The 12,552-nt window shown below is 58.0% G+C and carries 11 protein-coding genes and 1 tRNA gene; 3 read left to right on the top strand and 9 right to left on the bottom strand.

The genetic code is table 11. The features are described from left to right. Together AC1VXD_RS03335 and AC1VXD_RS03330 are read left to right on the top strand one after the other, a co-directional pair. Complete coding sequence (locus tag AC1VXD_RS03335) at positions 1-465, top strand: hypothetical protein (protein ID WP_482990821.1); 465 nt, start codon at positions 1-3, stop codon at positions 463-465. A gap of 24 nt (positions 466-489) precedes the next feature. Beyond that, entirely contained in the window at positions 490-696 is a 207-nt protein-coding gene (locus tag AC1VXD_RS03330) for a hypothetical protein (RefSeq protein WP_482990820.1), read from the top strand. A 156-nt stretch (positions 697-852) separates the two neighbouring features. Here AC1VXD_RS03330 and AC1VXD_RS03325 read toward each other — a convergent pair. Further along, a tRNA-Arg gene (locus AC1VXD_RS03325) sits at positions 853-929 on the bottom strand. A gap of 191 nt (positions 930-1,120) precedes the next feature. Beyond that, positions 1,121-2,341, bottom strand: a complete 1,221-nt coding sequence (locus AC1VXD_RS03320) for an alginate lyase family protein (protein WP_482990819.1) — start codon at positions 2,339-2,341, stop codon at positions 1,121-1,123. A 154-nt stretch (positions 2,342-2,495) separates the two neighbouring features. Between AC1VXD_RS03320 and AC1VXD_RS03315 the strand changes: the two genes are divergently transcribed. Continuing rightward, complete coding sequence (locus AC1VXD_RS03315; RefSeq protein ID WP_482990818.1) at positions 2,496-3,485, top strand: glycosyltransferase; 990 nt, start codon at positions 2,496-2,498, stop codon at positions 3,483-3,485. A gap of 26 nt (positions 3,486-3,511) precedes the next feature. Here AC1VXD_RS03315 and AC1VXD_RS03310 read toward each other — a convergent pair whose 3' ends face one another. The 7 genes from AC1VXD_RS03310 to AC1VXD_RS03280 form a co-directional block, all read right to left on the bottom strand. Continuing rightward, complete coding sequence (locus AC1VXD_RS03310) at positions 3,512-4,648, bottom strand: polysaccharide pyruvyl transferase family protein (RefSeq protein ID WP_482990817.1); 1,137 nt, start codon at positions 4,646-4,648, stop codon at positions 3,512-3,514. Continuing rightward, positions 4,645-5,610, bottom strand: a complete 966-nt coding sequence (locus AC1VXD_RS03305; RefSeq protein WP_482990816.1) for a nitroreductase family protein — start codon at positions 5,608-5,610, stop codon at positions 4,645-4,647. The genes AC1VXD_RS03310 and AC1VXD_RS03305 overlap by 4 nt, the downstream gene beginning before the upstream one ends. A 22-nt stretch (positions 5,611-5,632) precedes the next feature. Beyond that, a complete protein-coding gene (locus AC1VXD_RS03300; RefSeq protein WP_482990815.1) occupies positions 5,633-7,162 on the bottom strand; it encodes a lipopolysaccharide biosynthesis protein in 1,530 nt (509 codons plus the stop codon). Positions 7,163-7,216: 54 nt separating this feature from the next. Next, positions 7,217-8,464: an O-antigen ligase family protein gene (locus AC1VXD_RS03295; protein ID WP_482990814.1), complete on the bottom strand. Its 1,248-nt coding sequence runs from the start codon at positions 8,462-8,464 to the stop codon at positions 7,217-7,219. 254 nt (positions 8,465-8,718) lie between these two features. Continuing rightward, positions 8,719-10,878, bottom strand: coding sequence for an acyltransferase family protein (locus tag AC1VXD_RS03290; protein ID WP_482990813.1), 2,160 nt, complete (start codon positions 10,876-10,878; stop codon positions 8,719-8,721). Continuing rightward, complete coding sequence (locus AC1VXD_RS03285) at positions 10,875-11,831, bottom strand: glycosyltransferase family 2 protein (RefSeq protein ID WP_482990812.1); 957 nt, start codon at positions 11,829-11,831, stop codon at positions 10,875-10,877. The genes AC1VXD_RS03290 and AC1VXD_RS03285 overlap by 4 nt, the downstream gene beginning before the upstream one ends. Next, positions 11,828-12,538, bottom strand: coding sequence for a WecB/TagA/CpsF family glycosyltransferase (locus AC1VXD_RS03280; RefSeq protein WP_482990811.1), 711 nt, complete (start codon positions 12,536-12,538; stop codon positions 11,828-11,830). The genes AC1VXD_RS03285 and AC1VXD_RS03280 overlap by 4 nt, the downstream gene beginning before the upstream one ends. Positions 12,539-12,552 lie beyond the last annotated feature (14 nt).

Genomic DNA, 12,552 nt, shown 5'->3' with positions numbered 1-12,552 from the left:
ATGCCATGGCAGAAGATCATCGCCCTGCCGGACCAGCGTTTCATCGGTTCGTACGGCATCGAGTACTGGAGCGTCCACGACGGCCAGGTTTTCCACCAAGGGCGGCCGCTGCGCAACGCCGACGCCGCCAGTTTCGAGTTCATGCCAGCGCGCCACTTCATGGGTCGCGATGCCCATGCGGTCTACCACGCGTGGACGCGGCTGCCTGCCATTGATCGCGACAGCTTCCGCCAGTGCGGCGCGTACTGGTTGGATGACCGCGCCGTCTACTTCGAGTACGAGACTTCGCTGAAGGCCCTGCCTGGGGCGGAGTGCACGACGTTCCGCGACATCGGTGGAGGCTATGGTGCCGATAACGAGGGGGGCTGGTACTGCGGCCGGCGGATGAAGCACTGCCGGCGTGGGGACCTGCTGCAGGGGGTGGCAGAGGACCCGCTGTACGCCGTTGATGACAGCAACGTCTAATGCGATGGGAAGCCGCTTCCCGGGGTGGATCGCGCGCGCTGGCGTCTGCTGGGCGGGTACTTTTCGGGCGATGGCAGCCGGGTCTACTGCCTGGAGCGGAAGCTGCCGCGGGTGGACGCGGCGACGTGGCGCTGGCTGGAAGGGGGCTGGTCGCGGGATGCGACGCAGCTGTTTAACCTGTACGAGGTCGAGAAGGACCCTGAGCTGCGGGCGCTGCATGGGCTCGGGTGACCGGGGCGGGCGCGCGGAGGCTCGCGCTGACGATCGGCCATGGCACTTTGCCGCCGGCTGAAGCGCTGGGCGGTGGGGCCCTGGGAGCTGGGGTGTTGCTGGGGGGCGTCCTGCTGGGAGGCGGGGCCTGCAAGGGCAGACGGGAGCAGGGGAAGATGGCGCGCCCGGAGGGATTCGAACCCCCGACCAATGGCTTCGGAAGCCACTACTCTATCCGGCTGAGCTACGAGCGCGTTTTCGCTTCGCCGCGTCATCGGCAGTACCGTGACGGGCGCCGCAACCACCAGAAGCGATGCGGATGGGCATTCTATCCGGAAATGCAGGACAAATCTGCCCCCTCAGAAAAATTCCTCTGGACCGCGGGCAAGACCTGCCTACGCAGTTTCCCCGGTCAGGGCATTGGCGGGGATCTAATGGTCAGATCTTAATCCGGGACGGCCTTCGGCGGTCCAAGCAGCCTTGCCCGCTGATCGGTCGCCGGCAATTGGGCGATGATGTGGTTCATGGCTGGATCAAACTCAGACGTGGAATAAGCCGCGGCACCCAGCCGGAAGACTTGGATCACGTAAGGGTCCACTGCTGTCTTAACGTGACCCGATGACCAGTTTTTCTGGCCTGAATAATACGGCGCCAGATATGTAAGCGCATGCTTGATAAGCGGCTTGCCATTGGCCTGCTCCTGCCAGAGAGAACTTTCCGACTGGCCAGAGAGCCGGGCGAGATAGATGACGGAGCGGACCCCGTAGACCGAGTACATCGCCGAATTGGCCCGGGCCATCTCACGGGGCATGCTGCCGTCTGGAGCGAACTGAGCCCTGATAAGACCTCTGGCTGCTCTGATCTGGGACTCTGCGCGAGCCGCGTCACCACTGTAGAGCGAAAACGCAGCGACCTGTGCCCGGTACCAGCTGCCATGATTGTTGGACTGCGCGCTTTCCCTGCGGCCGAAGTCGCTGGTGAGCAGCCAGTCTGCCAGTTCCTTGAACCAACTCTTCAAGCGAGTCTCTTCGGATTGCGAAAGTGCTCCTGAATCCTGAAGCAGGGCGACGTAGTCCAGCATCTCAACCAGAACCACACCTTCAATTATGCCGCTAAAGTGCCCGTCGTTGGCACCAGGGCGCATCGCCGCGAAGCGGAAATTCGGATTCATTCGTGTGTCGGGATTGATGAACCAGACCTTCAACAGCTGCCCGGCTTTTACTGCGTACTCGCGCTTGCCTGAGAGTCGGTAGGCCAGCGCCAGTACATTGATGCTGCGCACGGTATCGTTGTAGCGCTTCCGGTCAAAGTCACCGTCTTCTGCCTTGGGGTTCCTTTCACTGTCCCTTGTTGCATACGCAGCGCTATCGGGCTTGGAAGCGTCGCGCCATGCGTACTTGGCCATTGCAAAGAAATCGTGCTTATCGCCAGAGGCAGCCACGCGGCGCTTATCCATCACCGAGGCCGGTGCGCGCTGAAGGAGGCGGTCCGCGCGCCTCAGTAGGTCCCCGTATGCTGGCTTCACTGCTTCGTTCCCGGCGGCAATCTGTGCCCTCGTCCAGTCCAAGTGCTCCGGGTCGAAGCTTATGTAGGGCCATGGAGCTGCCGAAGCCGTCGAGGTCAGCGACAGCGAAAGAAGCAGCACTAAACTGAATAGGGTGCGCATACCCGAGCCAGAAGTTGATCAGGCGTGCAGGATATCAACGCCCAGCGTGACCAAAGGGTATGCAAGGACTGGCAATGCGGAGGAGATGGATAGATTCATGACCAGTCGGGCTTGAAAGACTAGAATGCTTGGTCTGACCCGACTAGGAATGTCGATGACTGTTGAAGTGCTTCTCTCGCTTTCGCCACCGGACGGTACCACGAAGTTCGTAGACCAGTTGACCGAGGGCAAGCACGTAGAGACGCAGTACCGGTACTTCTCCTGGAGAACGGCGCTGCTTGGTCGATATCAGGTCTTCCATGTCCATTGGCCGGAGCAGTTGGTCAGAGCGCCGGGTGCACTCACCCAGATGGTAAAGCGGATCCTTTTCCGGTTGCTGCTGCTTCGTTTCAAGCTGTCGGGGATTGCCGTTGTGCGCACATTGCACAATCTGCAGCCGCATGAGGAAGGGGACAGTGTGGAGCGCAGACTGCTTGGCAAGCTCGATGCGGCCACCCAGCTCAACATTCGCTTGAACACCGCGACACCGATGGATGAGTCCACTGGAGTAACCATCCTGCATGGGCATTACATTGGGCGATACCCCGGTGCAGAGCCTACGGATGTACGAGTTGGCAGATTGCTCTACTTCGGGCTTATTCGTCCCTACAAAGGTGTGGAGCGATTGCTGGGCATCTTTCAGTCGATCCAAGATGACACGAAGACCCTGCGTGTAGTCGGCAGGCCAACGCCCGAACTGCGGAGCCTGATTGAGGCAGTTTGCGAACAGGATGAGCGCGTTAGCGCCAGACTGCAATTCGTCCCGGATGACGTGCTAGCTTCCGAGATTTACGCTTCGGAACTCGTCGTGCTGCCGTACAGGGAAATGCACAATTCTGGTGCAATCCTGGTTGCGCTTTCCCTCGCACGGCCAGTGCTCGCACCGCGTTCACCCACCAATGAGTTGCTGGCAGAAGAGGTTGGACCTGGTTGGGTCAACATGTTCGACGGCGATCTTTCAGAGGCAAAACTTCTGGCAGTTCTGGAAGAGGTACGGAGTATGCAGCGCAATCCACCACAGCTTAGTGGCCGTGACTGGGACGTCGTAGGCAGGCAGCACCATGCTGCCTACCTGCGTGCAATTGAACTTCGGAAGGCTTCCTGATCCAGACTTGGCCAGGAAGCCCAACCTCAGCTCAGCGAACTACGAAGAAATTCGAGACCCTTCGCTCTCTCGCTGGCCACCTTGTGGTTCACTTCATTCCATTCAATGGGCTGGTTTGCAAGGTCACCGAGTTGATCCGCTCCGGCTACCAAGCGTTCAAGCAGCCCGAACATGCCAAGCAGGGAACTGAAGCGTGCCATGCCACGAGTGGCATTGCCGTATGCGATGAATGGCTTGTTGAACAGGATGGCGAACACCGTTCCGTGGAAGGAGTCGGTGATCACGAATGCAGCGTCCCGGAAACCGCGTAGCCAGTCTTCAACCGGGGGCGCAACGCGTACATTGATGGATGCATCGTTCTTTTCAGGCCTTGCATTGACAAAGAATACTGGAAGGCCAAGTTGCAAGGCGACCTGATCTACAATCCTCTGCTTTTCGGCAGTCATGTCCAGGATGTAAACCAAGATCCCCTCTGATCTGCGCTCCGGTTCGTTAATCAGCTGGGTGTAACGATCTGCCGTAAGCAGCATCGTAGGATCCACGACATGTTCCGCAGATACGCCGAATTTTTCACGGCACTGGTCGACACCCGTGTCTTCCCGAACAGAGATGGCGTGAAAGCGCTTTGCCAGAGCGGCGCATCGCTGCGTCTCCTCGGGTGAATACTCCCATTCAGCCGTTCCGAAAGACGCCGCGTAGGATATGCGGCGCGTGCTAAGGTCTGACTCGGGAATGAAGCCGCAGAAATAGTCGGTCAGGTTTGACTTGACGAATCTGTGGCGCCACACCTGATCGCTACCGACAATAACAGCGCCGAATCCAAGGCCAGGCATGTGCTGACTGAGAGCAGCGCTGCTCAGGTATTCATCTGTCTGTGGTTGGATCCGCTCAGCAATGAAGCGCCGCGAATGCTGCGCCACGATAGCGCGCTCCTTTTGGTCGAGCAGGCCATCACGAATCTTGACTCTCCGCCCGAGCACATAACGCTTCAGCAGCCGTTTGGTAAGCATGGGCGGGACCTTCCAGAAGGGGACCTTATGGCGTTCACGGTTGAGGAACCATGCGTCGTGGCCGAGGTCTTTCAGCGCCGTAAGCAGTGCATATGCTTGTAGATTCCCACCATAGTTGGCGTAGAGTGAAAGGGTAAGGACGGCAACTTTCATACGATCTTCATGACCTCGGACAGCTGGCGGCGGGCAGAGCGCGCCACATGGTAGTCACTCTTGAGTGCACCGATTGCGATGAGCATGATGATTGTCTCCGACGCCGGTAGGAACGAGAGGGCCTTTCGGATCTGCCGATCCTTTGCCACTGACGATGACCAGTTCAGTGGGCATGCACCGTAGCCCTGGGCGTGTAGGCCCAGTAGGAAGTTCTGCGCAAACATTCCACCATCAATCCAATGCTGATAACGCTCCGTCGGCTCAAGCATCTCTGCTTGATCAACAGTTACTACAGCGATGACGGATGCGGTGTCACCAAATCCCCGATTGCCATTCTGGTGCGCCAAAGCGGCTTTCCTTGCTGCCTCGTCTCTCAGCAAGTGGATTCGGCCGGACTGTCGATTGCAGACACAGGGTGCGTGCTGTGCCGCTAGAACTGCCTGCTCGAGCACTGCATCAGAAACGTATGAGTCCGAGAAGTCACGTACGGACGTCCTCCCTACAATCATATCCAGACCCGGATTGCCTGTAGGAAGTGACGGATGAGTCGCACCCGGCCTGACCGGCGTTCCTGTGACGGCTATGCCGGAATTGACTGCAAGCTTGATAGTTGCATCGAGCCATGGGAAAGGCGAAATTCCATGACTGAGATTGAAGTCCCGATAGCCGACCAAAGCGTCGACTGCGAGCGTAATCTCGGACCTGCATGTCTGCTTCCGCAGTCCTTCCTGTATGAGCATGCATAGCTCGTGTATACCACTTTCCCCGAATCCGGCACGCGGCTGGGGAAGTGCGAGCCCCTTCTCGATGCGGTGGTACTGCTTGGTGATGAGGGCGGCCATTGATGGCGGATGCTTCGACTTGCGCAGCAGGCCGGAATGGCGAACAAAACGTTGCGCATCGTAGGTTAGGACTTTGGCCAGATCCGCCCACATGCGGATGCGCTTGCGGAGTAGGCGCACGATGGACTCCCTGGACGATGGACTATTTGCCATTGCTATTCTTCCGACTCTTGATTCTATTCACGATATAAATCCGCTCATCTTTGCCAAGCCCGACAAATACGGAAGCAGCCGCCATAGGTAGGGCCAGCAGCATTCCATGGAATGCGATATCGAAGAAGGTGAGGGGAGGGCCAAGCCAAGCATTTGCTGCCAGGAGCAGTCCGCCGGCAATGCCAAGCAGCATCAACAAGGGGAGAGCTACCGTCTTGATGTAGGCGACGGCGTCAAAATCCATCATTCGCTTCAGGAACCATATGCGCAAGCAGAACGTAACAACCTGGAGCACCAGCGCTATGCAGAGAAAGCTCTCAGGTCTGGAATGCAGCGCGAAGGCCAGCCAGGTCAAGGGAAGGTTGAGCAGGATGACGCCGCCCACGACGAGTTGGTAGTTTCGTATGCGCCCTGTTGCCGACGCCGCAGTCATCAAGGGTTGTGAGACCGTCTCGAGCAGGATGTTGACCAGCATCCACTTAATGAATGTTGCCGAGTGCGGTGGCGGAGTGTTCAACCAGATGAAAAGCAGGTAGTCGATACAATGGATCGCGGGTAGGAACAAGATCCCCAGAAGAATGAAGTTCAGCTTGGAGCCCATGGTCACAAGGGATTGCAGGCGCTTACGTTCACCCTGCGCATAGCTCTGATAGATCTCAGGACTGAGCGCCAAGTGGAAGCTGCTCGCAAACTGCGTCGCTGCACTCTGTGCCTGGGTCATTACACCATGTGCGGCGTTCAAAGCCGGACCAAAAAACACGTTAAGCAGTGTATTGGAGCCCTGGGTCCGGAAAACGTTCGATAAGCTGCCGATGAAACTCCAGCTGATGAACGATGCCAATGCGGCATAGATCTTCCACTCTCGATGCGGCGCAAACCGTGATTCGGAGAAGTGCATCTGGCAGAAAAGCAAATAGCAGCCGAGCATCAACCAAGATACGCAGCATACCAGCGCAGCATACAGAACCAGCCGGTCGAGGCCTGTGTGCGAAATCATGAAGGCGATCGCGAGCTTCATCAACGCCTCTATGACGCTAGTGGCTGAAAAGAACCACATTTTCTGTCTTGAAATGATTAGAGCATTGAACGGCGTGCGCAGGATCAATGCCACGGATGCCGCTATAGATAGGTGGAGCACCATGACGGCAGCGGGCAGTCGGCCCTGTGGAATGTCCAATGCGCTTCGCAGAAGCCACATGCCGAGCGTTTCACCGAGAACAACGACGCCAGCAGCGATAGCAACGTGTGCAATGAATGTTGCATTGAACGTCTTTCCGAGGGCCACTTGGTCGCCCTTGCCGATATCGATGCCCATGAAGCGCTGCGCAGCTGCGGACATGGTGTTATTGAGGAATGAGAAGATGGCGACAATCCCACCAGCCACGCTATAGATGCCGAAGTCATCGACCCCCAGTGCCTGCAAGACCACGCGCACGGTATACAGACTTGTGGCAAGGACCAGCAGCATCCTCAAGTAGAGGTAGGCTGAGTTCTTGGCGATCTTTAGAGAACGGGACATCGGGACCTGGAGGCGGCGGGCCGGAGGGATGAAACGGAGAAGCTGGTCATGGCGTCAGGACGAGCGCCATGCTCGGCTCGGTGCAGCAAAGGCAGACGCAAGCGCGAGCAGCGTCCAGAGGCCAACTGGGAGCCCATGATTGGTGAAGACCGGTGCGGTGAACGCAGATATCAGCATCAGAACAAAGAGCAGAATGGTAGGCCGGGCAATCCACTGATTCCCTGCCTTGGATGCTCTTCGAAGCGTCGTCCACATAAGAAAGAATACCGCGAGAAACCCGATGAAACCGATGACGCCGAAGGTCATCAGTAGGTTGAACCACTGTGATTCCGGCGAGCTCCAGGCCATCTGGTAGGGGTAGGTTCGCTTGGTATCCGGGCTCGAGATTGCCGCTTCGTAGACGCTGGTGCCCCATCCAGTCAGTGGTCGATCCTTGATCATTGGGATCGTCTCAGTCACCCAGATGTTGTAGCGATAAGCCAGAGTCGAAGGAACCCAGGTACTGGCGCCGTCGCTACTTGCCTCACGGCTAGTGGCGAACTGCTGTTCAAAGCGTTCGGCGAACAGGGAGCCAAGCGACGCGGCTGCTACGACAGCGACAAGAAGAATCATGGGAGCAGCCCGGCCTACCGCGCGTGCAGTCTTCAACCCCCCGACAAAGATGAAGAAAGCCGTGACGATGGGAGCCAAAGTCAAAGTGGTCAGCACGCCGATGCCTGAAATGGCGAGCAAGCCCCAAGCTATCCATTCCTTCCCGAGCTTGTAGATGCGTGACAACGTGAGCAGTGCCATTGATGCCGCCACGACCGTGCAAAGGTACGATCCGAACGATGTCCAGTGCTGGACCAGTGCTGTAGCGCGGATCAGCCTTCCGTCCTCCAGCCGTGCAATAAAGCCGCCGCTGTCAGGGGACAGCCGAACGATCAGCTGCTGGACTGCATCAACGCCCAGAATCTGGGCAAAACCCAATGCGACAGATGGAACCGCTGGCAGTGCGAACCAGAATAGCAGGCGCCTTGAATCTTCCAATGAGCTGACGGAAAGTCGTGCAGCCCAGTAGATCATCAACCAGATCATGGGGCGTGCTACAAACATGTAGTCCGGTGCGTAGTTCAGGTAAACGGCATTGGAAGCTTCGATGATCGCCGTAATGATCGTCAGGAGCAGAACGGCTATGTCCAGCTTGGGGACAGAAGCATTCGAAGTTCGCAGTGAGCCAGCGCGGCTCAATAGGGCCAAACCGAACGCGGCAAGGATGAATGCGTGCCAAGGACGGAGAGGCAGACCAGCAATCGGTGACACCAATCCAGGTGTCGCCGCTGCGAGTCCGAGCAGTAGACCTACTACTCGGGCAGGTCGCTTGGATGGATGCCTCAGGCAGGGCGCAGCATCAGTATGGCTTGAATCGGGCACGTTCTGTGGCTCGGAAATGGACGGCCCGGCTAGTTTCCGGACCATGGCCCCCGGACTGGGGGCGCGTTGAAAGTGGCGTGAAGGGATTAGACCGCGGATAGCTTGCCGACATTGGGCCCGCCAACGCAATCATCGCCCGTGACCTACCTGTCGCCGGAGGTTGCTTCCACCCATGACTTGACCAGCGGCGCCAGGAACTCCCCATACTCATAGGTGAGGTGCCGCTCATCCCGGCGCACGATGTAGTCTCCAATCACAGCAGGGCAGTATCCATTGCGGTTGCAGTACCAGAGTCCTGTGTCGATATAGGTCCTGCCTGCAGAAGCTGCCGCATCACGACTTGCGGCATTGATGTGCAGCCATCTACTGGAAACGGATCCTGAACAGTCAGAAGGCCGGTTGAAAGGCCTTGAGCAGAACACGAGGTCCTGCCCCGCTGGCGGTGGCGCAACTATCAGAATCCGGGGCACTGCAGACAGCTGACTGAGCGAATCCTCCACGCCGTGTCTCCACATGTCTTCCAGTTGCGCCTCTGATGAGCTCGATGTACGACTCGGAATCGCAGAGGTCGTCCACACGATATCCGGCTTGTCCTCCCTGATCTTGGCGAGCGCCCATTTCCTGAATGCAGTGCATTCGTGGTACGGCGAGCCGTCGGGCGCGGGCTGGTCCATGTTGGCAAACGCGCAGCCAAGCTTTGCGTACACGATCATCTTCCATTCGGGATTCTGGCGCACGAACGCGTTTACGGAGAACGCGGCATTCATGGCAATTGAATCTCCCAGTACCACGATCGTATGGGGTGCCTCAGGGTTTCCACGCACACAACTGCGCGGGTCGTCACGCTGGCCCGTCCAGCACTCCTTGGTCAGCTCTGTGCCATATGCGCTGATGTCCGAAATCGCGGGTTTCAGGCCGGTCCAGTCGCTCTTTACGTCCGAAGTGGCAATGAGGCCTTGAATCTCTTCGATGTACTTCAACGCGGATACCGGCTGCGGTTGCAACTGAAGCGTGCCGGCCGGCGTGTTTGCCACTCGCGATGAGGAAATCCTGCGCACGGCAGCGTCGCCGGCAGCTATGGTGGCTCCAACCAGGACAATTGCTGAAATCATGACGCCCGCATTGCGCAAGAGGGTGTCGCGGCCGTGAGGCTGCCGGTGGAGGGCGCGCTCCGACGGCTGCGTCCGCACAGCGGGGAGGAGCCATTTTGAGCGCAGGACACCCTGCTCTACGAACCGGTAAGAGATGATGGAAAGCACGCCGGTAAGCGCAAGCGTGGCGGGCACCACAACAATGTCGCGCGGTATCAGGGCGCTCAGGAAAACGATCACTGGCCAGTGCCACAGATACAGTGAGTACGAGATGTCACCAAGGTAGGTCATCGGCCGCGTGCGAAGAGGCCAAAATGCGATCTGACGGGCGGTTCCTGTTCCTGCTGCTATGAATAGTCCAGCCCCCAATGCAGGTAGCAATCCCATAGGACCGGGGAAACCGGTTGAGGGGTCCACAAACCATACGGAGGCGATGATCATCGCCAAGCCAATTCCACTGAGCCACGGACGCACAGAGTGGCTCAGGTTCGCAAGTCGCGGGCCGGTCAAAGCGACTATCGCACCAATGGCAAACTGGAACCCCCTCGATAAGGTGGAGAAATAGGCGCCGGCAGGGGACGATCTCGTTTCTAGGCAAGCCCAGACTAATGACGCACAGCCCACAAAAAGCGCGATCCAGAACAGTCTCCGCTGCAGCACTTTGTCGCGTGTACCACCCAAGGCTGCGGCCGCTATGAGCACCGGCCAAACGAGATAGAACTGCTCTTCAACTGATAACGACCAGTAGTGCTGGAACACTGAAACGTGATCCGCCGAGAAGTAATCAACGCCGCGAAGGGCAAATGCAATGTTCGAAACAAAAAGAGCAGCCCAGAGCCCATCCAGCGCAGATGATGCGGTCTGCCACGGCCAGAAAACCAGCCAAGACGCAACGAGAGTCGTTGCAATCACCAGCAATGCCATGGGCAGGATTCTGCGCACACGTCGGCGATAGAAGTCGCGAAACGAGACGCTCCCTGTGGAAGCCACTTCCTTGGCAAGATGCTGGGTAATCAGGAATCCGGATATGACGAAAAAGACATCAACTCCAATAAATCCACCCAACGGATGGCCTGGCAGCTTCTGGATAAGGACCAGATGATCGAGGATCACTAACAGGACAGCAATTGCCCGCAATGCCTGAATGTCGATGCGCAGAATGGATTTGGGCGGCGCCGGTCGGCTGCCTGCCACTGTGCTCGATTGCGTCATGCTCGGGGCTCTATGTACTTGATTCGTCGCCGTGAGGAAAGCGTCAGGTCGGCGACCTTCCTGTACAGGCGGGTCGGTAGGAAGATCTGCAGCGCAATCCGAACAGCCAGCTTCGCGTTGTAGCATCCTCCAACAACCGCGCGCAGATACAGGGACGCTGCCCGGATACGATGGCCACGCTTGAACATTGCCTTTGCAACGTACCATCCCTGGTCGCCCTTCCTGGCCCTGGCGGTCATCTGCTCGCTACGCCTCGCAAGCCAGTCCAGACGGGGGAAGGGGTCGAGCGCGTTTGAAACCCGCCCTGGGGCTGAATGATCGGTCCAGATTGCTTGCGGCTCGACCAGCATCTCGAACCTCGCTCCGGCTGCGGCGAGCCGGATTGCGAAGTCAGTGTCCTGTCCAAACCGAAGTGAAGTGTCGTACCGCGTGCGCTGGGCGAGAGCCTTGGAAAGGACCACGGTGGATGTCTGCACGAAACCTTGATCGCAAAGCAGGTACTCCGACATGGGTTCGTCTGGACGGATGGCTCTGGGGGGCTTCAGGAAAGTCTTGTTCTGCCCTCTATCGACCAAGATCCGCCCATACACCGCTGCTGGCTCGGGCATTTCGCTAAGGCAATGAAGGGACTGGGACAGGTGGCCTGGAAGGAACATGTCGTCGGAGTCGAGGAACGCCACATACTCACCGCGCGCCGCATCAATTCCCGCATTACGCGCCGAACAAGCACCGGCATTCTGTTGCTGGATAATGCGGAGGCGGGGGTCAGTAATCTCGCGACGGATCAACGCAATCGAACCATCGGTAGACCCGTCGTCAACAATGATGAGTTCGAGTTCCACACCATCCTGGGTCAGAACAGAGTTGATGGCTCTGATAATCGAATCCCCACGATTGAAAAGGGGGATGATCACCGTGACGAGGGCGCAGTGAATCTGGTCATTGCTCATCATGGCGTAGCACTGCTCTTGCGGCGCAGTACTCTGCTCCACTCGGTATATCGGATCAGCCGGTAGAACGCATAAGGATTGGTCGCGAGGTATCGGAGGCCCAACCTGCTCGGCTCATTCAGGGCCCTGAACAGCCACTCAAGTCCGAGCGCTTGCATCCACTGCGGTGCTCTTGGCGCGTCCCCGGCTAGAAACGCGTAAAGGCCGCCGCAAGTCTTGATCCAGCCCACGCCTTTCAGATTATGGCGATTGCGGATGGACCAGTACTCCTGCTTCGGTTTGCCAAGGGCAACCCACAGGACGTCCGCTCCGCTTGCGCGGACTTCTGCACAGACGGCCTCACTTTCCGCCTCGTCGAAGTATCCATTCCTTCTGCCTGCGATCTTCAGCTCCGGATATAGGCGTTGGATCTGAACGACGGCTTGTTCATTCTGACTTTCACTCGCACCCAAGATGAAGAATGAGAGGCCATTTTCGGATGCTGCCTTTGCTGCGTCGTGGAAGAAATCGGTAGTGGCGATTCGCTCGGGAAGTGGATGCCGCGTCAAGCGACTGGCAAACACCACAGGCATGCCGTCAGCATGAATGATGTCTGCTCTCTTCATGGCGCGCATGAAGTTTTGGTCGGAGCCGGCAAGTGCGACACCTTGGCCGTTTGAAGACAGCACGACCTTCGGCAACCAATCATGCCGGTTCAGGCGGGCTTTCATGCAGTCCTCCAGCA

The sequence above is a fragment of the Stenotrophomonas sp. STEN054 genome, assembly GCF_056854535.1.
Note: the sequence above shows the minus strand (reverse complement) of the source record. Positions and strands in the feature narration are given on the sequence as shown.